This window comes from Streptomyces violaceoruber, assembly GCF_033406955.1.
Taxonomy (GTDB): Bacteria; Actinomycetota; Actinomycetes; order Streptomycetales; family Streptomycetaceae; genus Streptomyces; species Streptomyces violaceoruber.
The window spans coordinates 5,652,068-5,678,245 of record NZ_CP137734.1; the positions used below are offsets into that span (position 1 = coordinate 5,652,068).

The window sequence follows — 26,178 nt, forward strand, 5'->3', positions numbered from 1 at the left end:
CCGCCGCGAGGGCCGCGAGCAGGGCCGCCGGCGCGTGCCGATCATCACCGAGGCCGAGTTCCTGGCCCGCCGCGAGGCCGTCGAGCGCGTCATGGTCGTCCGCCAGCACGGCGAGCGCACCCAGATCGGCGTCCTGGAGGACGGGGTGCTCGTCGAGCACTACGTCAACAAGGAGCAGGCCACCTCGTACGTCGGCAACGTCTACCTCGGCAAGGTGCAGAACGTGCTGCCGTCGATGGAGGCCGCCTTCATCGACATCGGCAAGGGCCGCAACGCCGTCCTGTACGCCGGTGAGGTCAACTTCGAGGCGCTGGGCATGGCGAACGGCCCGCGCCGCATCGAGTCCGCGCTCAAGTCCGGCCAGCCGGTCCTGGTGCAGGTCACCAAGGACCCGATCGGTCACAAGGGTGCCCGCCTGACCAGCCAGGTCTCGCTGCCCGGCCGCTACCTGGTCTACGTGCCCGAGGGCTCGATGACCGGCATCAGCCGCAAGCTGCCCGACACCGAGCGGTCCCGGCTGAAGTCGATCCTGAAGAAGATCGTCCCGGAGGACGCGGGCGTCATCGTGCGCACCGCCGCCGAGGGCGCCAGCGAGGACGAGCTGCGCCGCGACGTCGAGCGGCTCCAGGCGCAGTGGGAGGACATCCAGAAGAAGGCGAAGGGCGGCGGCAGCTCGAACGCGCCCTCGCTGCTCTACGGCGAGCCGGACATGACCGTCCGGGTCGTGCGCGACATCTTCAACGAGGACTTCTCCAAGGTCGTCGTCAGCGGCGACGACGCCTGGCAGACCATCCACGGCTACGTGTCCCACGTGGCGCCGGACCTCGCCGAGCGGCTGTCCAAGTGGACCAGCGAGGTCGACGTCTTCGCCACGTACCGGATCGACGAGCAGCTCGCCAAGGCGCTGGACCGCAAGGTCTGGCTGCCCAGCGGCGGTTCGCTGGTGATCGACCGGACCGAGGCGATGGTCGTCGTCGACGTCAACACCGGCAAGTTCACCGGTCAGGGCGGCAACCTCGAGGAGACGGTCACCAGGAACAACCTGGAGGCGGCCGAGGAGATCGTGCGCCAGCTCAGGCTGCGCGACCTCGGCGGCATCATCGTCATCGACTTCATCGACATGGTGCTGGAGTCCAACCGGGACCTGGTGCTGCGGCGCCTGCTGGAGTGCCTGGGCCGGGACCGTACCAAGCACCAGGTCGCCGAGGTGACCTCGCTGGGTCTGGTCCAGATGACCCGCAAGCGGGTCGGCCAGGGGCTGTTGGAGTCCTTCTCGGAGACCTGCGTCCACTGCAACGGCCGCGGTGTCATCGTCCACCTGGACCAGCCGTCGTCGGCCGGGGGCGGCGGTGGCAAGCGCCGCAAGCGGGCGCGGGCCGGGGCCGAGCAGCCGCACGAGCACGAGCACGAGGCCGTCGCCGGGATCGAGACCGGGCCGACGCCCGAGCAGGAGGCGGACACCGAGTCCGAGACCGAGGTGGCCGCCGAGGTGGCCGAGCCGGTCGCCCTCCCGGCGCCCGACTTCAGCGCGGACGAGGAGCTGTACAGCAGCGCCGCCGAGGCCGAGGCGGCCGCCACGCGCGGTCGCGGCCGGCGTCGCGCGAGCCGTAGGGCGTCCGCCCCGGCGGGTGCGCCCAGGGCGGCGAAGGGCGAGGCGAAGGCGGAGTCCGTGAAGGCGGAGGCCGCGCCCGCCGGGGCGCCGACCGCGCAGGACGTCACGGTGCGGGAGGAGGTCGAGCGTCCCGTGCGGCGCGAGCCCGCCGCCGAGGTGCTGGCCGAGCCGGCCGCCGTCGAGGACGCCGTCTCCGGCGCCCCCGCCCCGGCCGCGGCGGCCGAGACCGCGGCGCCCGCGCCGGAGGAGGCCGCTCCCAAGGGCCGTACCCGCCGTCGGGCCACCCGGAAGGTGTCCGCACCGGCCGGTTCGCCCGAGGGGGCCGAGGCCGCCGTACTGACGGTCCCGGAGACCAGCGCCACGGTGTCCGAGCCGTCCGCGCCGGAGCCCGAGCAGGCACCGGAGGCGGCCCCGGCCGCCGCCGAGCCGGCCGAGACCGCCGCCCCGGCCCGTCCGCGGCGCCGCGCCGTGCGCAAGCCCACCACGTCCACCGCGTCCGAGGAGGCGGCCGTCGTGGTCGTCCCGTCGGCCCCGGCGGAGGAGGCCTCGGACGCGCAGCCGGAGGCCGAGGAGGCCGCCCCGGCCAAGAAGGCGGCGGCCCGCAAGACGGCCAAGAAGGCGACGGCGAAGAAGGCCGCCACCAAGAAGACCGCGGCCAAGAAGACGACGACCGCGAAGAAGGCCACGGCCAAGAAGGCGGCCAAGACGACGACCGCCAAGAAGGCCACGGCCAAGAAGACGGCGTCGAAGAAGACCGCGGCGGCCGCCCAGCAGGCGCCGTCCTCGGTCTCGGCCGCCACCGACGAGGGCTGATCCGGCACCCGCCCGATCCGGCGCCTGTCGCACGACGTGTGGCCCCGGCCGAACGGAATCCCGTTCGGCCGGGGCCACACGTTTCCCCGGCCGCCCCCGCGCGCATCATCAAACAGCCGGGGGCGCCCGCCCCGGCGAGGAGAGGAGACCACGTGCCGGTACTGACGAGGCTCATCCCCTCGCCGCTCGTCGTGGACGTCCGGCCGGGTGCCCTGGACGACCTGGCGAGCGTCCTGGCGGACCAGCGGATCTCCCAGTCCGGGAAGCTGGCCGTGGCCATCTCCGACGGCTCGGGGGCCCGGCTGCGCCGACGGCTGGAGCCGTCGCTGCCCGGCGCCGACTGGTTCGAGGTCGGCGGCGGCACCATCGACGACGCGGTGCGGCTGGCCGACGGCATGAAGTCGGGGCGCTACGACGCGGTCGTCGGCCTCGGCGGCGGCAAGGTCATCGACTGCGCCAAGTTCGCCGCGGCCCGCGTGGGCCTGCCCATGGTCGCGGTGGCGACCAACCTGTCCCACGACGGCATCTGCTCGCCGGTCTCGATCCTCGACAACGACGCGGGCCGCGGTTCGTACGGTGTGCCGACGCCCATCGCGCTCGTCGTCGACCTCGCGGTGATCCGGGAGGCGCCGATCCGGTTCGTGCGCTCCGGGATCGGCGACGCCGTCTCCAACGTCTCCGCGGTCGCCGACTGGGAGCTGGCCCACCGGGTGAACGGGGAGAAGGTCGACGGCCTCGCCGCCGCCCTCGCCCGGCAGGCCGGCGAGGCCGTGCTGCGCCACCCGGGAGGCTGCGGCGACGACGGGTTCCTGACCGTGCTGACCGAGGGCCTGGTGCTGTCCGGCATCGCCATGACCATCGCCGGGCACACCCGTCCCTCCTCCGGTGCCTGCCACGAGATCAGCCACGCCCTCGACCTGCTGTATCCCCGGCGCGCGGCCAGCCACGGCGAGCAGGTCGGCATCGGCGCGGCCTTCGCGACGTACCTGCGCGGCGACCGGGAGGGCGCCCTGCTGATGGCGGACACGCTGCGCCGGCACGGGCTGCCGGTGGTGGCCCGGGAGATCGGGTTCGGCGACGAGGAGTTCGTGCGGGCCGTCGGGTTCGCGCCGCAGACCCGGCCCGGCCGGTACACCATCCTGGAGCACCTCGACCTGTCGCCCGCGCGGGCGGGGGAGGCGTACGCGGAGTACGTCGCGGCGGTCTCCGGCTGAGGCGCGGGGCCCGGTTTGACCCCTGTCGTGCGGCCCCGTAATCTTGAGCGTCGGCGTGTCGACTGACGCGTCACATCCCCGTAAACCTCTTTCCTTCCGGGTGCGGGCCCTCGTGGCCCCGGCCGGGAGAGGCTGTCCGTGTGTCACCGGGTGGCTGGACTGCGGGGGTGCCGTTCCGAGCGAGAGAGTGAGATCCGCGTGTACGCCATCGTGCGCAGCGGTGGTCGCCAGCACAAGGTTGCTGTCGGCGACATCGTTGAGGTTGACAAGATTTCCACCGGCAAGGTCGGCGACACGGTCGAGCTCTCGACCCTGCTCGTCGTCGACGGCGACGCTGTGACCAGCGACCCGTGGGTGCTGGCCGGCATCAAGGTCCAGGCCGAGATCGTGGACCACCACAAGGGCCAGAAGATCGACATTCTGCGCTACAAGAACAAGACCGGCTACCGCCGTCGTCAGGGCCACCGCCAGCAGTACACGGCGATCAAGGTCACTGAGATCCCCGCGGCTGCGAAGTAAGGGACTGAGGAGACATGGCACACAAGAAGGGCGCATCGTCCACCCGGAACGGTCGCGACTCGAATGCCCAGCGGCTCGGCGTGAAGCGCTTCGGCGGTCAGGCCGTCAACGCGGGTGAGATCCTGGTCCGCCAGCGTGGCACCCACTTCCACCCGGGCGCCGGCGTCGGCCGCGGCGGCGACGACACGCTGTTCGCGCTGCAGGCCGGTGCGGTGCAGTTCGGCACCCACCGTGGCCGCAAGGTCGTGAACATCGTTCCGGTCGCCTGATCGGACACTTTCGCGAGGCGGGCCTCACTTCCCCGAGGGGAAGCGGGTCCGCCTTTCGCGTGTTACCCAAGAGACATTCCCGCAGTAGGCAGTAACTGGAGGCACATCCCATGACCACCTTCGTGGACCGCGTCGAACTGCACGTCGCCGCGGGTAACGGAGGCCACGGCTGTGCCTCCGTCCACCGTGAGAAGTTCAAGCCGCTCGGCGGCCCGGACGGCGGCAACGGCGGCCGGGGCGGCGACGTGATCCTCACCGTGGACCAGTCGGTGACCACGCTCCTCGACTACCACCACTCCCCGCACCGCAAGGCCACCAACGGCAAGCCCGGCGAGGGCGGCAACCGTTCCGGCAAGGACGGCCAGGACCTGGTCCTGCCCGTGCCCGACGGCACCGTCGTCCTCGACGGCGCGGGCAACGTGCTGGCCGACCTGGTCGGCCACGGCACCTCCTACGTCGCCGCGCAGGGCGGCCGGGGCGGCCTCGGCAACGCGGCGCTGGCCTCCGCGCGGCGCAAGGCGCCCGGCTTCGCGCTGCTCGGTGAGCCCGGCGACCTCCAGGACATCCACCTCGAGCTGAAGACCGTCGCCGACGTGGCGCTGGTCGGCTACCCGAGCGCCGGCAAGTCCTCGCTGATCTCCGTGCTGAGCGCGGCCAAGCCGAAGATCGCCGACTACCCCTTCACGACGCTCGTCCCCAACCTGGGCGTGGTGACGGCGGGCGAGACGGTGTACACCGTCGCGGACGTCCCCGGTCTCATCCCCGGCGCCAGCCAGGGCAAGGGCCTGGGCCTGGAGTTCCTGCGGCACGTGGAGCGGTGCAGCGTGCTGGTGCACGTCCTGGACACGGCGACGCTGGAGTCCGAGCGCGACCCGCTCTCCGACCTGGACGTCATCGAGACCGAACTGCGCGAGTACGGCGGCCTGGACAACCGGCCGCGGATCGTCGTCCTCAACAAGATCGACGTGCCCGACGGCAAGGACCTCGCCGAGATGGTCCGGCCGGACCTCGAGGCGCGCGGTTACCGGGTGTTCGAGGTGTCGGCCGTGGCGCACATGGGCCTCAGGGAGCTGTCCTTCGCGCTGGCCGAGCTGGTCGCCACGGCGCGGGCCGCCCGCCCGAAGGAGGAGGCCACGCGGATCGTCATCCGGCCCAAGGCCGTGGACGACGCCGGCTTCACCGTCACCCGCGAGGAGGACGGCCTGTTCCGGGTGCGCGGCGAGAAGCCCGAACGCTGGGTGCGCCAGACCGACTTCAACAACGACGAGGCCGTCGGCTACCTCTCCGACCGGCTCAACCGCCTCGGCGTCGAGGACAAACTGATGAAGGCGGGCGCCCGGAACGGCGACGGCGTGGCCATCGGCCCCGAGGACAACGCGGTCGTCTTCGACTGGGAGCCCTCGGTCACGGCGGGCGCCGAGATGCTCGGCCGCCGCGGCGAGGACCACCGCTTCGAGGCGCCCCGCCCGGCCGCCCAGCGACGCCGGGACCGGGACGCCGAACGGGACGAGGCCCAGCAGGAGTTCGACGGCTTCGAGCCGTTCTGAGCCACGCACGAGGCAGCCCCCGACGCTTGAGACGGCGTCGGGGTTGCACGGCTGCCTGTCTCCTATATCACAGATGCTGATGTTCGTTGGTGCGCCGCGCGCAGGGGGACGTGGAGTGAACGCGTTGCATACTTGACGTGTCTGTATCCGCCCGCGTCGTCGTCAAGGGGATCGTGGTCTCGGCACCGGTCCCGTCGGAGGAGTTCCCGCAGTGCGAAATCCTGAAGCACCCCGGTTGGTCGGTGTCTACCGGCGTGTAGTCCCGGTGGGTGCGCGACGTGTGATCGCCGAGCACGTGGACAGCGGCTTCCGGCAGCAGGTCAAAGAGGGCATCGCGGCCGCCGCAGCCAAGCGGGACCAGATCAATCGCGTGCGCGTCGCCCGCAGCCACCGCAAGCTGCTGGCCCGCCACGACCGGCGGGTCGTCAGCGTGGGCAAGGCGCCGCGTATCGCCCACGTCGTACCGAGGGCCACTCCGCTGGACGCCCGGCGCGCCAACCTCGACGACGTGACCGAGGCGCTGCGGCACGCGGGCATCGACTACTTCTGCGTGCGGTCGGCCTCCGAGACGTCCACCGCGGTGGCGGTCCGCGAGGACGACCGCGAGCACGTGATCACCGCCCTGCGTCAGGCCTGCCGGGTCAGACCCGGCTACGTGATACCCGTGGGCAAGGGCGAGCCTCTCGACGAGGCCGCCCTGCCTGCCTTCGGGACCGGTCCGTGGAAGCGGGTGTCGGGATCCCCGGTCTTCCGCTGCACCTGGTACCGCACCGACGAGACCGGCCGCATGGTCTTCGGCCTGCGGTACGGCTGCGACATAGAGTTCTGGCACCAGGAGGGCGGCGAACTGGTCTCCCCCCGCCGCAACCCGGTCGCCGAGGCCGTCCCGGTCGAGGAGGAGGCGACGGAGGCCGACGAGTCCCTGTTCACCGACCTCGCCCCGCTGCCCGAGGACAGGATCCCGCGGGCCGGCGAGGACCTCGACGCCGGGGATGGCGCCGCTGGCGGCCCGCGTCCCGGACTGGTGCGGACCCGTCCCGCCTTCGCCGCCGGGAGCGTCGGACGCCGCACGTTCCCCATCGACGTCGTGTACACCTGGGTCGACGGCTCCGACCCCGCGTGGATACGCAGCCGGGCGGAGTTCTCCGACCGCCCGTACCACGAGGAGGCGGCCAACGCGGCGCGCTACCTCAGCCGGGACGAACTGCGCTATTCACTGCGCTCCCTGAACCTGTACGCGCCCTGGGTGCGCAACATCTACCTGGTGACCGCCGATCAGACTCCCGACTGGCTGAACACGGACCACCCGCGGCTGAAGGTGGTGAGCCACAAGGAGATATTCAGCGAGCCCACGTCGCTGCCCACCTTCAACTCGCACGCGATCGAGAGCCAGCTGCACCACATCGACGGGCTCTCCGAGCACTTCCTCTACTTCAACGACGACGTGATGCTCGGCCGGGAGACGCTGCCCCAGCACTTCTTCCTGCCCAACGGCCTCGGCCAGTACTACCTCTCGCCGGCGCTCATACCCTTCGGCGAGCCCAACAGCGAGGACCCGCCGGTCGCCGCCGCCGGCAAGAACAACCGCCGGCTGATCGCCGAGCGCTTCGGCGGCAGCACCATCTTCCGGAAGATGAAGCACGTGCCGCACGCCCTGCACCGCGGCGTGCTGGAGGCGATCGAGACGGACTTCGCCGACGAGCACCGGCGTACCGCGGCAAGCCGCTTCCGCAGCGCCGGAGACATCTCGGTCACCTCGTCGCTCCACCACTACTACGCGTTCCACACGGGGCGCTCCTTCCCCGGCGACCAACTCGTGTACCGCTACCTCGACGTCGGCAAGCCGGGCGCCGAACGGGTGCTCGGCCGGCTGCTCGCCGAGCGTGAGGCCCACGTCTTCTGCCTGAACGACACGACCTCCACCGAGTCCGAACTCGCCCACCAGCAGGCTCTGATGACCCGCTTCCTGGACGAGTACTTCCCGTTTCCGAGCCCCTACGAGCGCGGTGCAGACGACTGATGAAACAACTTCCCACCCCCCACCAGGTGATGCGCAAGGGCTACGCCGCCGTGCGTTCGGCGCGCTCACGCCTGGACAGCCTCGTCCTCGTCCCGCCGAGTCCTGACGACTGGCCGCGCGTCGCCGCGGACCACCTCTCCCTCCTGGACGGCCGCACCCTCAACGTCTGCGTCACCGTGCCCGACGACCTCACCGCGGCGTCCGCGTCGCTGGTCCTCGGCGGCGGCTCCTCCCCGGTCGTGATCCCGCTGACCCTGGTGCAGCGCGGCGACGGACGCGTCGAGGCCCGGGGCACCTCGGTGGTCGACCTGCTGGAGAACGTGCGCGCCGACAGTCCGCCGGTGCCCGCGGGGATGCGCAGGTTCCTGCTGGAGGCCGGGCAGTGGCGGCTGTCCGTCGTCTTCACCGACGTCCGGGGCCAGGAACGCCGCTTCGCGCTGGCCGCGGCCCCCCGGCTGATGCCCGACGGCCCCACGCTGCCCGAGCCCGTGCGGGCCGACGGCACCTACTGCCGCGTCATCGCGTCGAGCACCGGCCGCGCCTACCTCTCCCTGGGCAGGGACCACGCCGAGGCCGAGATCGTGTCCGTCGACATCGGCTGGTCGCAGATCACGCTGCGGGGCCGGCTGGTCAACTCCCCGGCGGAGGCGTGCAGCGGGGACGTGGAACTGATCCGCAGGAACGGCAAGGTGAGCCGGACCCTCCCGGCGACCTGGCAGGGGGACGTCTTCACCTGCACCGTGCACACGGCCGACTTCGGCGCCTCCGGTTCCAAGGAGCAGATCTGGGACGTACGGCTGCGCCGGCCGCGCGGCCGGTCGCTGAAGCTGTGCCGGCGACGGACCGACGTACGCAGCCCCGGGGACGTCTTCCGGATGCCGAACCGGCTGCTCACCGCGGACGACGGCACCGCGCTGCGGATCAACCCCTACTACACGCCCGTCGGCAGCCTGGCCTTCCGTGCCGCGCTCATTCCCTCTGGAAGTTGACAACAGATGAAAATCACCTTTCTCCTCACCTGGGGTGACGAGATGGGCGGCACGGAACAGGCCGTCTACACCCAGGCGACCCACCTGGCTCCCCGCCACGACATCGAGGTGCTCAGCGTCTTCAAGACGCGCGAGCAGCCGTTCTTCTCCGTCGACGAGCGGGTGTCGGTGCGTTACCTGGTGGACCGCACCGGCAAGACCGAGCGCCCGGTGCGCGAGAGCGACCTCACCGCCGAGGACTGCCGGCACCTCGCCGGGCTGCCGAGCGACCTGATCAGCCCGAAGTGGGAGGCGACCTTCGACGCGCTGTCCGACGTCGAGATGCAGCGCGCGCTGCGGACCATCGACACGGACGTGCTGATCACCACCTCGCCCGCGCTGATGTCGGCGGTGGCCGACCTGGCGCCCTCCCGCGTGATCACCATCCAGCAGGAGCACCGGCCCTCCCAGCTGCGGGGCGGTACGGGTGAGCCGCTGCTGCTGCGGGCGCCCGCCATCGACGCGCTCGTGGTGCTCACCGAGCGCACGAAGCAGTGGCTCGAGGAGTCCCTCGGCAAGGCCGCCCCCCGCCTCGCCGCGATCCCGAACGCGATCCCGGAGGGCTTCCGGCCGCGCTCCAGCCTGACCGGCAAGACCATCGTGATGCCGCGCCGGCTCGTGCCGGACAAGCAGGTCGACCACGCCATCCAGGCCTTCGCCAAGGCGCTGCCGGACCACCCGGGCTGGCGGCTGCGCATCTTCGGCGACGGACCCCAGATGTCCCGGCTGCGCAACCTCATCCAGGGCCTGGGCCTGCACGACTCCGTGGAGCTTCTCGGCCCCAGCCAGCACATGACCGAGGAGTGGGCCAGGGCCAGCCTGACCATTCTTCCGTCGCAGGACGGCGAGGCCTTCCCGCTGGTGCTGCTGGAAGCGTTCGCGGCCGGTGTCCCGGCCGTGGCGTACGACATCGTCACCGGGCCCGCCGAGATCATCCGGCACGGCGAGGACGGCCTGCTGGTGCCGCCCAACGACGTCGAGTCCCTGGCCGAGGCGATCTCCCGCCTGATGGGCGACGAGGCGTTGCTGCGCTCCTACGGTGAGAAGGCCCACGAGGGGTCCACCCGGTTCGCGGCCGACGTGATCGTCAAGCAGTGGGAGGAGCTCTTCACCGAGCTCGTCTCCCGGCGTGACGACCCGCGGCGGATGGCGGAGCGCGCCGACCGCATAGCCCACCGGGTGGCCCACGGCGGCGCGGGCCGCTTCCACGCCGCCGTGGCCGCCGACCGCACGGCGCCCTCGTCGGGCGACCAGCGGGCCCGCGAAGTCGTCATCGGCGCGTCCGACCGTTCCCTGGTGCGGGCCGGCGGCCGCCTGTCCGAGGTCCGTGACGACCTCCAGGGCTCGGAGATCGTCCAGCGCAACTTCGAGACGGTCGTCGAGGCGCTCGAGTCGAGCGGCATCCCGTACGTGCTCCTGCGCGACCGCGACGACAACCCCAGGCGCCGGCTGGCCGTCGACGCGGCCGAACAGACCCGGGTCCGCAAGGCGCTCGCCGGCGCCTACGAGGGCAAGGCCGTCTACGCCGAACTTCTCAAGCCCCGTACGCACGCGCCCGGTGTGCTGCTCGCCGAGCGGCTCGAGGCGGTGGGCGAGGTGGCCGGTCTGCGGGTGTTCCGCCCCGTGGTGACCTCCACCCGCACGCTGCGCTTCGGCCCCGCGTACGGCTGCGACATCGAGTTCTGGCGGCAGGTGCCGGAAGAGGAGGGCGGGGACGGTCAGTTCGTCGCGCCGCTCAGGCCCAGTGCCGTCGGTCCCAAGCTGCCGTCCCTGACCCCCGACGCCCGCACCCGCGTGAAGGACCGCGAGTACCCGACGCTGGAGCCGCTGACCAGGAAACTGGTGAGCGACATCACCTTCCCCGTCGACGCCGTGTACACCTGGGTCGACGACTCCGACCCCCGCTGGCAGGAGCGCCGGGCCCGTCGGCGCGCCGCCCTCGGGCTGGAGGCGGAGAGCTCCGGCGACGAGGCCGCCCGGTTCCGCAACCGCGACGAACTCCGCTACTCCCTGCGGTCGCTCGCCATGTTCGCGCCCTGGATCCGGAAGATCTACCTCGTCACCGACGACCAGACCCCCGAGTGGCTCAACACCGAGCACGAGGGCATCGAGGTCGTCTCGCACCGGGACATCTTCACCGACCAGGACTGCCTGCCGACGTTCAACTCCCACTCCATCGAGAGCCAGCTGCACCACATCGACGGCCTGTCCGAGCAGTTCCTGTACCTGAACGACGACGTGTTCATCGGGCGGCCGGTCGGGGCCCAGCGCTTCTTCCTGCCGAACGGCGCGAGCCGGTTCTTCTGGTCGCCGACGACGGTGCCGGTCGGTGAGCCGACCGAGGAGGACGAGGGCTACTTCGCCGCGGCGAAGAACAACCGCGCGCTGCTGGAGGAGCGGTTCGGGGTGACGGTGGCGAACAGCTTCGTGCACGCGCCGCACCCGCTGCGCCGGAGCGTGCTGGAGAGCATCGAGGAGGACTTCCCGGAGAGCGTGGCCCGCACGGCCGCCACGCCGATGCGCGGGTGGCAGGACATCTCCATGGTGTCCTCGCTGCACCACCACTACGGCTACCTCACCGGGGCGTCGGTGCCGAGCAGCATCCGGTGCGCGTACATCGACGTGGGCACCTACAGCCGCCACCCGGAGCTGACGCGGCTGCTGGCCATGCGCGGTCACGACGTCTTCTGCCTCGGCGAGTCGCAGGACGCCGAGGTTCCGGAGCACGAGCAGGCCCGCATCGTCGAGGCGTTCCTGCGGGCCTACTTCCCCGTGAAGAGCCCGTACGAGCGCTGACGCGGAGACACCCGGGCAACGGGGAGGGGGCTGCCGGCACGCACGTGCCGGCAGCCCCCTTCGTGTGCGGTGTGCGTCAGTACAGGTTCCGGTAGGTGTTCCAGCCGGTGCCCAGCTTCACCCGGGCCTTGAACCGCCCGTCGGTGTAGGAGGTGTAGCGGTACAGGTCGCCGCCGGAGTTGGCCGCGAGCAGGTCGGCGCGGCCGTCGCCGTCGATGTCGCCCGGCGAGGCCAGCTTGTTGTACTGCTGCCAGCCGGAGCCCAGGTCCACCTTGCCCGCGAACGGCGAGGTGCTGACGCCGGTACCGCGGTACAGGTACAGCTCGCCAGCCGGGGTGCGCGCGACGATGTCGGTACGGCCGTCCCCGGTGAAGTCACCTGCGCCGACGAGCTTGTCGTAGGCGTTCCAGCCGCCGCCGACCTTCAGCGGCGAGGACAGGGAGGCGCCGTGGCCCTTGCCCCGGAAGAGGTACAGGGTGCCGGAGGTGTCCCGGGCGAGGAGGTCGCCCTTGCCGTCGTCGTTGAGGTCGCCCGGGCCGAGGAACAGGTTGTACTTGCCCCAGCCGGTGGCCAGGCTCTCGTCGGCCGTTGCGGCGTAGTTGTACAGCACGCCGTCGTACAGCTCCAGCAGGTCCGCGTACCCGTCCTTGTCGAGCGACGACGCGTAGGCCACCCGGGCGCCCGACCAGCCGCCCGTGTCGCTGATCTGTTCGCGGCCGGTCAACTGGCCGTCGTTCTTCACGCCGTACCAGTAGAGCGTGCCGCGGGTGTCCATGCCGACCAGCGACGCCTTGCCGAAGTGCGGGTACACACCGCTGCCGGCGAAGAACTCCACCGGCTGGAAGCCCGTCCCGGCCTGCTGCTTGGCCTCGAAGTTGCCGGTGCCGTCGGCCCGGTAGAAGTACAGGTCACCGGAGCGGGTGCGGCCGAGCAGGTCGCCGAGCCCGTCGCCGTCCCAGTCGTCGGCGGCGATGATCTGGTTGTAGCCGGTCCAGCCCTCGCCCAGGAGGTCGCGGGTGGCGAGCGGGGCGGTGGCGCTGCCCTTGCCGGCGTAGAAGTAGAGGTAGCCGAGGCGAGTGCGGGCCACGACGTCGCCGATGCCGTCGCCGTTCATGTCGCCCATGCCCACCAGCTGGTCGAACATCTCCCAGCCGCCGCCGACCTTCACCCGGCCGCGGAACGGGGAGTCGACGCTGCCCGTGCCCTGGTACAGGTACAGGTCGCCGCCGTAGGTCCGCGCGAGCAGGTCGGGCCTGCCGTCACCGGTGACGTCCCCGGGCGCGAAGACCTTGTTGTAGATCTGCCAGCCCGTCCCGCTCCAGGTGGCGTACCCGGTGCTGTCCGCGCCCCAGCTCTGGAACAGGGACAGAGTGCCCGTCGACGACAGCGTGAGGATTTCCGGCCCCCCGTTTCCGTCGAGGTCGCCGGGCGTGATGACGTCCTTCTGCCTCTCCTCGTAGTCGTCGACGTTGATCGTGTACGGGGTGAACCCGTCCGCGGTGGTGAGCCCGACCTGCGTGCTGCCGTCCTGCAGGCGCAGGAGCATGTCGCTGAACCCGTCGCCGTCCACGTCGAAGCGGGGCGCGGGAGCCGCGGCGGCGCGCATCCGCGGAGCCTGCTTCCGCTCGGGCTGGGCGCGGTCCAGCTTGGGCAGTTCCGACTTGGGCGTCGGCACCTCGATGCCCGGCGAGGGCTTGTCGGCGGCGACGGCGGGAGTGGTGACCAGCATGCCCGCCGCGACCGCGAGGGCGGTGCAGGTGAGCAGGCGGGAGCGGCGCGTTCTGAGGCGCGCGCGTGATGTGAACAAGGGGCCCCCACAAGTGATGTCGAAGAGTCGGCAGGGTGAAGAAGATGTGATCACTGCCGATGATCGTCGGATTGTATGTGAAACCTGTGACTCTCTGACAGATGTTTTTCGGCATGGAAACGCCGAAGCCGGGCCCCGCGCAGTCCCGGGCCCGGCTTCGGCGTGACGGTTCAGACCTCCCGCGCCTGCTCCAGCATCAGGTCCACGACGCGCGCCGCGGCCCGGCCGTCGTCGAGGTCGCAGAACAGCTCCTGGAAGCGCCGGTAGCGGTCCGCGTACTCGGCCGACACCTTGTCCAGGTCGCCCAGCGCGCTCACCAGCTCCTCCGAGGTGCGGATCAGCGGACCCGGCGCGTCGTTCTCGAAGTCGAAGTAGAAGCCCCGCAGCTTGTCCCGGTAGTGCTCCAGGTCGTACGTGAAGAACAGCATGGGCCGCTTCAGGTGCGCGTAGTCGAACATCACCGAGGAGTAGTCCGTCACCAGCACGTCGGCGGCGAGATACAGGTCTGCGATGTCGGGGTACTCCGAGACGTCGTGCACGAAGCCGTTGCCCGCGCCGGGAATGCTGTCCACGACGTTGGAGTGCCGGCGGATCAGCAGCACGTGGTCGTCACCCAGCCGCGCACGGGCGTCCTCGACGTCGATGCGCAGGTCGAACTTGAACTGCCCCCGCCGGTGCGAGAGGTCGTCCCGCCAGGTCGGCGCGTAGAGGATCACCCGCTTGTCGGAGGGCACGCCGAGCCGCTCCTTGATCTCCCGGGCACGCTCGGCGAGGTCCGGCGCGTAGAGGTAGTCGTTGCGCGGGTACCCGGTCTCGATGATCTTTCCGTCGAAGCCCATGGCGCGCTTGAGGATCGGCGTGCTGAAGCGGTTGGAGGAGACCAGCATCGTCCAGTTGCGGGCCTCCTGGATCAGCCGCTCGTGGTATTGGGGGTCGAACTTCGGCGCCTCGATGTCCAGGCCGATCTTCTTCAGCATGGTGCCGTGCCACGTCTGCACGATCACCTGCCCCGGACGGCGCTCCATCCAGTGCGGCAGGTGCGCGTTGGTGACGATGTAGCGGCAGCGGGCCAGCGCCTCGTACCACTCGGTGCTCCAGAACCGCACCTTCTGCGCGGTGTCGGGCAGGTCCACCTGACCGTCCCGGACCAGCCACAGGTACTCCAGGTCGGCCCCCCGGCGCAGCAGCTCCTCGTGCATCGCGCGCGGCGAGTCCGAGTACTGCTTGCCGTTGTAGCTGATGAACAGCACCGCGTCCCGCAGCGGCTGGGTCCGCCCCGCTTCGTACACGTCCTTGCGCAGCCGCTCCTGACGGTAGGCGCCGCGCTCCAGGACGGACAGGTCGGACGGGCAGTGCAGCTGCGGGAAGTTGTACCAGCGGGACTCGAACTCGTACTCCCGGTCCTTGGCGGCGCCGAGCACCGGGAAGCCGTCCACGGCGAGCCGGTCGACGAGGAACGGGATGTCGTGGCCGTCGGGGGTGCGCAGGAAGAAGTTCCAGCGCCCGCTCTTGAGCGGCAGCGTTCCGTCGGGACCGGACATGGACGCCGGCGTGAACTCGGCGGCGAACGAACCGTCCGGTGAGGTGCGCAGGGCCACGGTCTTCTCGTCGAACCGGTCCCGGGCCTTCACCACGAAGTCCGCCCCGTCGATGTCGGCGGCACTCACGCCCTCGACGACATAGCGGTCACCGGTCCAGCGCACCGACGTGATCTTCGCCTGGAGGGGGCGGCCGGAGAACTTCAGATAGCCGTTGTGCCCCGAGACCAGGGCTATCTCGTTGCGGTCGGCGTTCTCCGCGAGGGACGCCGGCAGCCGCATCTCCCCGTCCGCGAGGCCCTCCCGGACCACGGTGGAGAAACAACGCTCGCCCCCGTCGGGAGCCACCGCCACCAGCTGGGTGCTCCAGTTGCGCCGGGAGGCGGCCGCGGGGTCGGCACCGCCGGCCGCGTTCTCCTCCTTCACGACGTCCTGGTGCTCCGGCAGCAGGGCGACGTCCCGCATCGGCACCCGCACCGTGAACGGGGTGTGCGCGCCGTCGGCCGCGCTCAGCGTGACCGGGTAGTGCAGCCGCTCGCCGCTCTTCTTGTTGGTGACGCGCAGCGAGACACTCTCTCCCGTGCCCAGCGGCACGCGGATCTCACCGTCGATCTCGATGTCCGCGCCGACCGCCCGATGGCCCGTTATCAGGGCGCGTACCCGCTCGACGGTCAGCCGCAGCGCCCCGTTGACCGGCGTCGGCAGCAGTCGGAAGTCGTCGTCCAGCCACTGGTAGGGCGGGTGGTTGGCCCGCGTCGGGCCCTTCACCTGGACCGCGCGCTTGCGCAGCAGACCGGCGGTGGCGATGCCGATGCCCACCCGCCAGGTCCCCTCCTCCCACTGGGAGCCCCTGCGCAGCTTGAGCGGGTCGAGGTCCGCCGCCCAGCCCGACCAGTCGTAGTTGTTGTGCTTGCGGCCGGACAGCGACGTGGCCTCGGGCACGTGGGTGTTGCGCAGCGGCACCACCGTGGCCCGCCGGGATCCGTCCTTCTTCAGCACCAGGACCTTGGCGGCGCTGCGCCTGCCCGACTGGTCGATCTGGTCGACCCACGCGTGCCCGGACAGCCGCAGTCTGCCGCCGTCCCAGCGGATGTCCTGCAGCGGGGCGTGGAGCCTCAGGTCCGGGTCGATCCGGCGCGCCTTCTTCGGCAGTCCGGCGGCGGCCGCCTCGACCGTGGGGTAACTGACGTACTTGCGGACGAGCCCGCTGATCTTCACGGCGTCGCCGCGCCGTTCCGCCTTGATCAGGTCCACGAGGTCGTCCAGCGCGTGCTTGCGCACCAGCAGCCACTTGATGCGGGCGGTCGCCGGCAGCTCCATGACCACCCGCGGATCGACCTGGTCCAGGTACTTGTTGATCACACGCAGGAACTCGGCGCGGAACTCCGCGTCGCCGTCCGGCAGGACGTTCAGGAAGATCCGCAGGTCACCGGTGAGGGCGGTGTGGTCGTACGCGTGCTTCAGCTCGGCGCCCGACTCGCCGGGCCGGGAGGCGAAGAACCGGCTGACGGACTCCACCGCCGCCGCACGGTCCCGCACCGCCTTCGGCTCCGTCCGGCGCTGGGTGATGGAGGGGGCGGCCTCGCCCTCGCGCAGCCGCCAGTAGTACGTGGGCTCGCTGATGATGTCCACGGCCTCGGCGAGGAACTGCGCCGGCAGGATCACCGGGACGTCCTCGTACAGCACGCCCTCGGGGAAGGAGAGGTCGTGCTTCTCCCAGAACGAGCGGCGGAACACCTTGTTGCAGGCTATTCGGTCGGTCAGCAGCTTCTTGTTCCGCGATATGTGCGTCCGCCTGACCGCACCGCCGGCCAGGATGCGGTGCATGGGGGACTGCCAGATCTTGGTGCTGTTGATGTGCTGGACGTTGCCCGTGACGAAATCCGAGCCGCTCTCGTCGAGAGACTCCACCATCAGCCGGTAGGCGTCCGGCGGGATCATGTCGTCGCTGTCCACGAAGGCGACGTACTCCGACTCGGGGGCCAGCCGTGTCATCCCCGTGTTCCGCGCCGCGCCCAGACCGGCGTTCTCCTTGCGGATCAGCTTGAAGCGCGGATCGCGGGCCGCGTAGTCGGCGGCTATCGAGGCCGAGTCGTCCGGCGAACCGTCGTCCACCATCAGCACCTCGAGGTCGCCGAAGGTCTGCGCGGCCAGGGAGTCGAGGCAGGCGGGGAGATAGCGCTCCACGTTGTAGATCGGGACGATGACACTGAGCCGAGGGGCCATGCTGGGTGCGATTCCTTCCGTGGTCAGGCCCGCTCGACCGGTTCGAGCGCCTGGGCAGGGGTCGGGGCGTGGGAACGGTCGTCGAACGGGACGACGGGCAGCAGGCTCTCCTCGCCCAGGAAGACATGTCGGACGACCCGTTCGGCCGCGCGCCCGTCGTCGAACTCGCAGAAGCGCCTGCGGAAGCCGTCCCGGCGCTTGGTCGTCTCCGGGGTGTCGTAGGTGCCGGAGGTGAGCAGCCCCAGCAGCTCCGTCTGGGTGGTGGCCACCGCGCCGGGCGGTTCCTGGAGCAGGTCGAAGTAGGTGCCGCGCACCGCGGAGTAGACGTCCCAGTCGGGGACGTAGCTGACGATCGGACGGTCCAGTACCGCGTAGTCGAACATCGCCGAGGAGTAGTCCGTGATCAGCGCGTCGGCCGCGAGGTACAGGTCCTCCACCCGGGAGTGCCCGGACACGTCCACGATGCGGCCGGTGCGGCGCAGCGCGGCGGTCTGCGGGGAGTCGCCGTAGAAGTAGTGGCCGCGCACCAGCAGCGTCACGTCCGGACCGAGTTCGCGGGCGAACCGGGCCGGGTCCAGGGCGGAGGTGAAGCCCGGCTGGTACTCGCGGTGGGTCGGCATGTAGAGGAACGCCTTGGTGCCGTCGGCCAGCCCGAGCGCGGCGCGGGCCGCGCGCACGTCCTCGGCGGTGGCGTTGACGAGGACGTCGTTGCGCGGGTAGCCGGTCTCCAGCGTGGCGTACGAGCAGGGGTAGACCCGCTCCCAGATGACGGTCGAGAACCGGTTGGAGCTGATGCTGTAGTCCCAGCGGTCGCACCGCTCCAGGAGCTTCTCGAAGTCCATGTCGGTGGAGGCCGGGTACTTCTGCTGGTCCAGGCCCATGGTCTTCAGCGGGGTGCCGTGGTGGGTCTGGACGTGGATCTGGCCCTCGCGCTTGACCACGGAGTCCGCGAAGTTCACGTTGTTCACCAGGTACTTGGCGCGGGCCAGGGCCGTCCAGTACTCGCGTGATCCCACCCGGACGACCCGCACTCCCTTGGGCACCCGGTCGGCGTGGTCCGCGTGGACCGCCCAGACGCGGCGCATGCCCGGGGCCAGCCGGGCCAGTTCGGCGTCGATGGCGGCCGGGTTGCAGGAGACACCGCGGCTCCAGTAGGCGGAGAACAGCGCCAGGTTGTCGTCGAGCGGCAGTCTGAGCTGCGACTGGTAGAAGGCGCCCATCGCGCCGCGCTTGGACCGGTTGAGCGCGCCGCGGATGCCCTTCTTGACCCGTCGGCGCGCCTTCACCGCCGCGAGCGCGCTCATCAGCGTGGTGTAGGCGTCGCGCTCCAGCATCGTGTACTTGTGGCCGCGACCGCCGCCCGGCCGGGTGAAGCCCTTCGGCACGCGGGCGCGGTAGTCGGCGGAGGCGCGGTGGAAGAACTCGGCCCGCGCGTCCCGCGGCAGCCGGCCCGGACTCTCCAGGACGGTCAGGTAGTGGTCGACCATCTTGCGGAACAACGGGCCGCGCCATTCGGCGAGTTCCTCGTGCGCGTCGACGTAGTCGAAGACCCGCCGGTACTGGTCGAAGATGTCGAAGTGCTTGCGGCTGACCGTCTTGAGGATGTTGCCGCCCTCGCGCCGCTGCCGGTAGTACACGCAGACCCGGTCCAGCAGGGCGATCCGTTCGGCGGTGATCAGGGAGCCGAACGTCCAGGGCGCGTCCTCGTAGTACCCGGGCGGGAAGGTGAGCCCGGTGCGGGCGATGAAGTCGCGCCGGTACGCCTTGTTCCAGACGATCTGGAGCAGGTCGAGCAGCTGCGGACGGTCGGCGAGGGAGAACACGCCCGGGCCGGTGTCGCGGAGCAGGTCCGCCCGCTGATTGCGGCTGACTCTGCCGTTCCAGTACGTACGGGCGTAGTCGTAGACGAGCACCTCGGGGTCGTCGGTGGCGTCGAGGCGGTCCGCTATCGCGGTGAGCGCACCCTCCGTCAGGGTGTCGTCACTGTCCAGGAACAGGACGTAGTCGCCCTGCGCCCTTTCCATCCCGGCGTTGCGCGCGCGTCCCAGCCCCACGTTCTCGGTGAGGTGCATCACGTGGATGCGCGCGTCGTGCCTCGCGTACTCGTCGAGGATGGCCCCCGAACCGTCCGGCGAGCAGTCGTTCACTGCGATGAGCTCGAAGTCCACGTAGTCCTGGCCGAGCACCGAATCGAGGCATTCGGGCAGGTAGCCCTGCACCTTGTGCACCGGGACGATGAGGGAGAACCTGGGCATCCTTGCAACCTGTTCGAAGGGGGAGCTGTCCGTGCGTTGCCGCGTACGGTAGTGGGAAAGCCTGTGATGTGCGGCCAAGGGTAACGGTCCTGTTGTCGGGTATGACCGATCCCGTGCCGGATATGTCCGGTCCTGCCCCGGCGGCTCTTATGAGTATCCACACATGTGCCCAGAACGCCCACAGGGCAGTGACAACTTCTTCGCATGCCCGGCCGGGGGAGTGACCGACTAGTCGACGGGACGGCCGGCCCGCTCAACTCCCCCTGATGCCAGTGGGGGTGCGCCGGTCTCCAGCCGGGGGCCGGGAACGGCGAGGTCCGCGGAGGGGTCCGCGACGAGATCCGCGGCGAGGCGTTCGGCCCTGCGGGTGCGGTGTTCGCCGGCCGCCGCGCACAGGTCCCGCACCGCGCCGGCGAAGCGCTCCCGGGACGGCGGCTCGGCCGGACCCAGCAGGCGCAGGGCCAACGCGGCACGCTCCTGGGCGAGTTCGTCCCGCTCCGCACGGCGCACCGCCGCCAGCAGGGCCGGCACCCCGGACGCGTCCGGCTCCAGCACGGTCGCCGCCGCCACCGTGGGGAACGACTTGCGGAACACGTCCTCGGCCAGCGCGCTGGTGTTGGCCACCGCGTACGGCTTGCCGCTCGCCAGGAAGTCGCTGATCACGCTCGACACGTCGCTGATCAGCAGGTCGGCCCGGTTGAAGCAGGCGTACAGCGGCGGCCGGGCGTCCGTGACGACCTGGTGCTCCCACGCGGGCAGCGACGCCCAGTACGCCTCCTCCCACGCGGTCTCGGCCCGCCGTACGGCCGCCGCCCGCCCGGCCTCCGGCGCCGGCTGCCGCAGCATCCGCTCCGCCTGGTCCGCCGCCGGCCGGAAGCTCGCCGCGGTGAGCCGGTCCAGCTCCGCCGCCCGCCGGGTCAGGGCGGTGGCCGCCGACACGTCGGGACGCGGACCGCCCCGCTCCCGGTTCGCCGCCCGCACCAGCTCCCGGATGCGCAGATCGGCGGCCCGGGCCCGCGGGTCCACCGACCCCGTCAGCGGATGCGGCTTGTACAGCAGCCGTACGCCCGGGTCGGCGAGCAGTGCCCGCACCAAATTCTCCCCGGCCTCGACCACCGAGGTGTTGCCGGGATTGCCGTCCCAGCCCTCCCAGGTCGGCGCGTACAGGACGGTCGTGAACGCCCCCGGCGCGGGCGGCCCCGCGTACGGCCGTACGGCGTCCAGCTGCGGGCGGCCGATCTCCACCACGTCCTTGTCCTCGACGCCCACGTCCGCCAGCGCGTACCGCTCGCGCGCCGCGGGGCCCGCCACCCACACCTCGTCGTACGCCTTCGCGTACGGGTTGCACGAGGACAGCTTGTCGCTCTCCCCGTGGTTGACGAAGGCGTGCTTGATCGTCGGGATGCGCAGGACCTGCGAGGTCTTGCCGGAGTTGGAGGGGTGGAGGAGGACCCGGAGCGTCGAGTGCTCCAGGCGCATCAGCGTGGACACCTTCGGCAGGCACACCACCGGGATGTCGGTCGCCGCGATCCGCTGCACCATGTGCCGCTCCCGCAGCACGATCACCGGCCGCCCGTCCAGCCGCGCCAGCGGCTCCAGCCACATGTTCGCCTGGTACGCCGAGGACGCCCCGCCCGAGAAGTACAGGCCGACCGTCGGCCGGTACCGGGCGAGCCACGCGTCGAACCAGTCGAGCACCTCCTGCTCACCGGCGGGCCTGCGCCCCGGCAGCAGCCGCAGCAGCAGCGCGCCCAGGCCAGTCAGCGCCGCTCCCAGCGACAGCGCGAGCCCGGCCACCCCGTACAGCGGCGCGTCGGTCGCCGCCGTCGCCAGCAGCCCGGCCGTCGCGGGCAGCCCGAAGACCGCCAGCCGGGGCCCCGGGCGGCGCAGCAGCACCGGGGGCGCCGGGGTCAGCCGCAGCGCCGAGGCGTCGATGTTCCGGGTCACCACGGGCAGCGTCCGGGTACGCCGGACCAGGACGGACACCGCCTGGATCGACCAGTGCAGGGCGTAGAGGACGAGCAGCCCGGCGACGAGCGGGGCGTAGACGCCCTCCCGGTGCTGTTCGCCGAGGCGCAGCAGACCCACCACGAGCAGCAGGTCGCGCAGCACGTGCCGGACCGTGACGTCGGCGTGCGACTTGGCGAACAGCGACACCATCCCCCGCTGCCACCGGTACAGCACCCCCTCGGCGGCCAGTGAACCGGCGCTCGCCGCGAGCAGCAGCGGCACGTGCGGCATCAGGGCGCCCACGGCCTGTGCGGCGAAGGCGGCCGCCAGCACGGCCAGGACCAGTAGCTTCACGGCGGTCCGCCGCCCGGGGTGGCGGGGGAGACGGCGGCGGGGCAGGGATAGGGGCACTGCGGTAGCTCCAGGCTCGTCGCGCATCGGACAACCGGGTTAACGCGGGGTGACCGCCCGACGACACGCGCGTGTTGCCCCGACCTCCGGGCACGGCGGGAAAACCAGCGGTGACGGGCCCGGATCGGCGCGGACGATGCCGAGAACGCGGCGGATCCCCGCCCGGGGCGCGGGCGGGGGCGTTACGGCACGTAGCGGGACGTCGCGGGGATGCGGCGCGGTCCGTGGCGAGAATGCGGCGGGGTGCCGCGGGAAACGGTGGTGCCGGGCAGGGACGCGGTGAGGGCACCTCGGGGTCGCGGCGGAGACGAGCCCGAGCCGTCGCGCGACGGGGCAAGGACGTCGCGGGGATGCGACGCGGTCCGTGGCGAGGTGCGGCGGGAATGCGGTGGGGCCCGCAATGGGAGTCGGTGGTGACGGAGCTGGGCGCGGCGCGGTGGGGCCGCCGGCGGAGACGCGCCCCGAGCGGGGTGGGGACGTCGCGGGGCACGGCCAGGACGTTGCCGGGATGCGGTGGGGTCGGCGGCGGGAGTCGGTGGTGACGGGGCGCGGCGCGGTGGGGCCGCTGGCGGAGCGCGCCCCGAGCCGGGTGGGGACGTCGCCGGGCACCGCCAGGACGTCGCTGGGATGCGGTGGGGTCGGCGGCGGGAGTCGGTGGTGACGGGGCGCGGCGCGGTGGGGCCGCCGGGGGAGCGCGCCCCGAGCCGGGTGGGGACGTCGCGGGACGCGGCAAGGACGTCGCGGGGCACCACCAGGACGTCGCCGGACACCGCCAGGACGTCGCCGGACGCGGCCAGGACGTCGCCGGACGCGGCGGGGTCCGTGGTGAGGATGCGGCGGCGGCGCGGCGAGGATGCGGTGGCGGCGCCGCGCCGATGTGCTGGCCGGCGCGGCGAGGATGCGGCGGGGTCCGTGGGTGTTGTCCGCAGCGTGAACTCCGGTGCGGTGTGCGTTCCCCTTCGCGTAGATTGCCTGGCGGGCGCAGGGATCGGCGCGTGTCGACGGGAGAGGCGGACGGGGCCGTGGCAGGGGCAAGGCAGGCCGTGGGCGAGGCCCGCAGGATCGTGGTCAAGGTCGGTTCCTCCTCGCTGACCACCGCCGCGGGCGGCCTGGACGCCGACCGGGTCGACGCGCTCGTCGACGTGCTCGCCAAGATGCGCGGCGCCGACAAGGAGGTCGTCCTCGTCTCCTCCGGCGCCATCGCCGCCGGGCTCGCCCCCCTCGGCCTGCCCCGCCGCCCGAGGGACCTGGCCCGCCAGCAGGCCGCCGCCAGCGTCGGCCAGGGACTGCTGGTCGCCCGCTACACCGCCTCCTTCGCGCGCTACGGCGTCCGCGTCGGCCAGGTGCTGCTGACCAGCGACGACATGAGCCGCCGCGCCCACCACCGCAACGCCTCCCGCACCCTGGACAAGCTGCTGGCGATGGGCGCCTTCCCGATCGTCAACGAGAACGACACCGTCGCCACCGACGAGATCCGCTTCGGCGACAACGACCGCCTGGCCGCCCTCGTCGCCCACCTGGTCCGCGCCGACCTCCTGGTGCTGCTGTCCGACGTGGACGGCGTCTACGACGGCGACCCGAGCAGGCCGGGCACCTCCCGGCTGGCCGAGGTGCGGGACATGGGCGACCTCGCGGGCGTCGACATCGGCAGCGCGGGCAAGGCCGGGGTCGGCACCGGCGGCATGGTCACCAAGGTCGAGGCGGCCCGGATCGCCGCCGCCGCCGGCATCCCCGTGGTGCTGACCAGCGCCGTCCACGCGGCCGACGCCCTGGCCGGCGGCGACACCGGCACGTACTTCCACGCCACCGGCAGGCGCTCCGCCGACCGGCTGCTGTGGCTCCAGCACGCCTCCGCCCCGCAGGGCGCGCTCGTCCTCGACGACGGGGCGGTCCGCGCGGTCGTCGAGGGCCGCAAGTCGCTGCTGCCGGCCGGCATCGCGGGCGTCGAGGGCGACTTCGCCGCGGGCGACCCCGTGGAGCTGCGGGACGGCACGGGCCGGGCGGTGGCCCGCGGGCTGGTCAACTTCGACGCCAAGGAGATGCCCCGGCTGATCGGCCGCTCCACCCGGGAACTGGCGCGCGAACTCGGACCCGCGTACGAACGTGAGGTCGTACACAGGGACGATCTGGTGATCCTGCACCCGTAATGGGTCGAAACGTCCCCGAATCGGTGGTGGACGTTCCGCAAAACCGCCCCGCGATCTCGTGCGGCCTGCTCAACTTTCCTCAGGGACAAGTCCGGCCGACCACCGGGCCGAGCCGTGTGCGTGAAGGAGGCCGTCGTGAGCGGAGTACGCCCTGGGACGGCGGCGCCCCGCGGTGGTACCGCCTCCCGCGGTGGTGCGGGCGCCCGCGGCGGCACGGGCGCGCGCCCCGGCGGCGCCCGGGGCGCGAACCGGGCGGGCGGCGAGGAGCGCGCCCTGACCAGCGTCGCCGCCGGCGACCGCTTCCACGGCGAGGAGCCCGAGCACACTCCGCGCCTGTGGCACGTCACGCTCAGCGTCTCCGGCGCCCGCGCCCCGCTCACCGAGGTGCGCCGGGCGCTCGAACAGCTCGCGCACGACCACCCCTTCCTGCTGACCAGCCGGTACGCCGACGACCACGCGGAGATCCGGTACTGGGAGGAGGCCCGCGACCTGCACGACGCCGCCGCCGTCGCGCTGCGCCTGTGGGGCGAGCACCGGCAGACCGCGGGGCTGCCGCCCTGGGAGATCGTCGGCCTGGAGGTCATCGACCGGGCCACCTACCACCAGCGCATCGCCGCGGGGTACGGACCGGCACCCGCCACGCCGGTCGGCGTTCACCCGTTTTGACCCCTCTCCCGGCGCATCTCGCGGGGTGGGACGGCAGGGGCCGCCCGGAGCGTGCGCACTACCCTTCCACCATGACCACGCTCTCGCCGTACGACTCGATGTCACCGGTCACCCGGGCCGCCTACCGGGCCAAGTCCGCCGCGGCCGACCTCGCGCCGCTGCCGCGGGCGGCCAAGGACGACGCGCTGCTCGCCGTCGCGGACGCGTTGGAGGTCCGTACGAGCGAGATCGTCGAGGCCAACGCCCAGGACGTGGCCAAGGCCCGCGCCGCCGGGACCAGCGAGGCCATCGTCGACCGCCTCACGCTGACCCCGGAGCGGGTCCGCGCCATCGCCTCCGACGTGCGCGACGTGGTCGCGCTGCCCGACCCGGTCGGCGAGATCGTGCGCGGCTCCACCCTCCCCAACGGCATCGACCTGCGCCAGGTCCGGGTGCCGCTCGGCGTGGTCGGCATCATCTACGAGGGCCGGCCCAACGTCACGGTCGACGCCGCCGCCCTGTGCCTGAAGTCCGGCAACGCGGTGCTGCTGCGCGGCTCCTCCTCCGCCTACCGGTCGAACACCGCCCTGGTCCGGGTGGTCCGCGACGCCGTGGGCGGGGCCGGGCTGCCCGCCGACGCCGTGCAGCTGGTGCCCGGCGAGAGCCGGGAGAGCGTGCGCGAGCTGATGCGGGCCCGCGGCCTGGTCGACGTGCTCATCCCGCGCGGCGGCGCCTCGCTGATCAGCACGGTCGTCCAGGAGTCCACCGTCCCCGTCATCGAGACCGGCACCGGCAACTGCCACGTCTACGTCGACGCGCACGCCGACCTCGACATGGCCGTCGACATCCTGATCAACTCCAAGGCCCAGCGCGTCGGCGTCTGCAACGCCGCCGAGACCCTCCTGGTGCACCAGGACGTCGCCGCCGAGTTCCTGCCCCGCGCGCTGGCCGCACTCGCGGAGGCCGGGGTCACCGTGCACGCCGACGAGCGGGTGATGGCCCACGCCAAGGACTCCGGCGCGAACGTCGTCGAGGCGACCCCCGAGGACTGGGAGACCGAGTACCTGTCGTACGACATCGCGGCTGCCGTCGTGGACTCCCTGGACCGGGCCGTCGAGCACATCCGGCTGTGGACCTCCGGCCACACCGAGGCCATCGTGACCACCTCGCAGCAGGCCGCCCGGCGCTTCACCCAGCTGGTCGACTCCACCACCGTCGCGGTGAACACCTCCACCCGCTTCACCGACGGGGGCCAGTTCGGCTTCGGCGCCGAGATCGGCATCTCCACGCAGAAGCTGCACGCCCGGGGCCCCATGGGGCTGCCGGAGCTGACCAGCACGAAGTACATCGTCACCGGCGACGGGCACGTGCGGCGCTGACG

The 26,178-nt window shown here is 71.9% G+C and carries 15 protein-coding genes; 11 read left to right on the forward strand and 4 right to left on the reverse strand.

The window, feature by feature from the left end; genetic code table 11:
* The first annotated feature begins 91 nt into the window (after nt 1–91).
* The 8 genes from R2E43_RS39020 (at nt 92) to R2E43_RS25275 (ending at nt 11,818) form a co-directional block, all read left to right on the forward strand.
* Nucleotides 92–2,425 (forward strand): Rne/Rng family ribonuclease, encoded by a 2,334-nt coding sequence (locus R2E43_RS39020; RefSeq protein WP_387845655.1) that lies wholly within the window; start codon nt 92–94, stop codon nt 2,423–2,425.
* Nucleotides 2,426–2,577: 152 nt separating this feature from the next.
* Nucleotides 2,578–3,639, forward strand: coding sequence for an iron-containing alcohol dehydrogenase family protein (locus R2E43_RS25245; protein WP_030869951.1), 1,062 nt, complete (start codon nt 2,578–2,580; stop codon nt 3,637–3,639).
* A 198-nt stretch (nt 3,640–3,837) separates the two neighbouring features.
* Nucleotides 3,838–4,158 carry a 50S ribosomal protein L21 gene (gene rplU / locus R2E43_RS25250; protein WP_003976204.1) on the forward strand — a complete coding sequence of 107 codons (321 nt, stop codon included), beginning with the start codon at nt 3,838–3,840 and terminating at the stop codon, nt 4,156–4,158.
* Between the two features lie 14 nt (nt 4,159–4,172).
* Entirely contained in the window at nt 4,173–4,427 is a 255-nt protein-coding gene (rpmA, locus tag R2E43_RS25255) for a 50S ribosomal protein L27 (protein ID WP_003976205.1), read from the forward strand.
* 110 nt (nt 4,428–4,537) lie between these two features.
* The gene (gene obgE / locus R2E43_RS25260) at nt 4,538–5,974 is read left to right on the forward strand and encodes a GTPase ObgE (RefSeq protein ID WP_003976206.1); all 1,437 of its coding nucleotides are present in this window, start codon (nt 4,538–4,540) and stop codon (nt 5,972–5,974) included.
* Between the two features lie 211 nt (nt 5,975–6,185).
* Nucleotides 6,186–7,994 (forward strand): stealth family protein, encoded by a 1,809-nt coding sequence (locus tag R2E43_RS25265; RefSeq protein ID WP_003976207.1) that lies wholly within the window; start codon nt 6,186–6,188, stop codon nt 7,992–7,994.
* Nucleotides 7,994–8,983 carry a hypothetical protein gene (locus R2E43_RS25270; protein ID WP_011028444.1) on the forward strand — a complete coding sequence of 330 codons (990 nt, stop codon included), beginning with the start codon at nt 7,994–7,996 and terminating at the stop codon, nt 8,981–8,983. The genes R2E43_RS25265 and R2E43_RS25270 overlap by 1 nt, the downstream gene beginning before the upstream one ends.
* Before the next feature lie 6 nt (nt 8,984–8,989).
* The gene (locus tag R2E43_RS25275; RefSeq protein ID WP_011028443.1) at nt 8,990–11,818 is read left to right on the forward strand and encodes a stealth conserved region 3 domain-containing protein; all 2,829 of its coding nucleotides are present in this window, start codon (nt 8,990–8,992) and stop codon (nt 11,816–11,818) included.
* A gap of 76 nt (nt 11,819–11,894) precedes the next feature.
* On the opposite strand, the gene R2E43_RS25280 is transcribed toward R2E43_RS25275, so the two are convergent.
* The 4 genes from R2E43_RS25280 to R2E43_RS25295 all read right to left on the reverse strand — a co-directional run bounded on the left by R2E43_RS25280 (nt 11,895) and on the right by R2E43_RS25295 (nt 22,032).
* On the reverse strand, nt 11,895–13,625 hold the full coding sequence (locus tag R2E43_RS25280) for an FG-GAP repeat domain-containing protein (protein ID WP_093456141.1): 1,731 nt from the start codon (nt 13,623–13,625) through the stop codon (nt 11,895–11,897).
* 170 nt (nt 13,626–13,795) lie between these two features.
* A complete protein-coding gene (locus R2E43_RS25285) occupies nt 13,796–17,389 on the reverse strand; it encodes a bifunctional glycosyltransferase/CDP-glycerol:glycerophosphate glycerophosphotransferase (RefSeq protein ID WP_332056597.1) in 3,594 nt (1,197 codons plus the stop codon).
* A gap of 23 nt (nt 17,390–17,412) precedes the next feature.
* Nucleotides 17,413–19,644 carry a bifunctional glycosyltransferase/CDP-glycerol:glycerophosphate glycerophosphotransferase gene (locus R2E43_RS25290; protein ID WP_332056598.1) on the reverse strand — a complete coding sequence of 744 codons (2,232 nt, stop codon included), beginning with the start codon at nt 19,642–19,644 and terminating at the stop codon, nt 17,413–17,415.
* A gap of 228 nt (nt 19,645–19,872) precedes the next feature.
* Nucleotides 19,873–22,032, reverse strand: a complete 2,160-nt coding sequence (locus R2E43_RS25295) for a hypothetical protein (protein ID WP_332056599.1) — start codon at nt 22,030–22,032, stop codon at nt 19,873–19,875.
* Between the two features lie 995 nt (nt 22,033–23,027).
* Between R2E43_RS25295 and proB the strand changes: the two genes are divergently transcribed.
* From proB to R2E43_RS25310, 3 genes are all read left to right on the forward strand, one after another.
* Nucleotides 23,028–24,152, forward strand: a complete 1,125-nt coding sequence (gene proB, locus R2E43_RS25300; RefSeq protein WP_011028438.1) for a glutamate 5-kinase — start codon at nt 23,028–23,030, stop codon at nt 24,150–24,152.
* A gap of 135 nt (nt 24,153–24,287) precedes the next feature.
* Nucleotides 24,288–24,818, forward strand: a complete 531-nt coding sequence (locus tag R2E43_RS25305) for a hypothetical protein (RefSeq protein ID WP_011028437.1) — start codon at nt 24,288–24,290, stop codon at nt 24,816–24,818.
* Between the two features lie 71 nt (nt 24,819–24,889).
* A complete protein-coding gene (locus tag R2E43_RS25310) occupies nt 24,890–26,176 on the forward strand; it encodes a glutamate-5-semialdehyde dehydrogenase (protein WP_003976218.1) in 1,287 nt (428 codons plus the stop codon).
* Nucleotides 26,177–26,178: the final 2 nt, after the last annotated feature.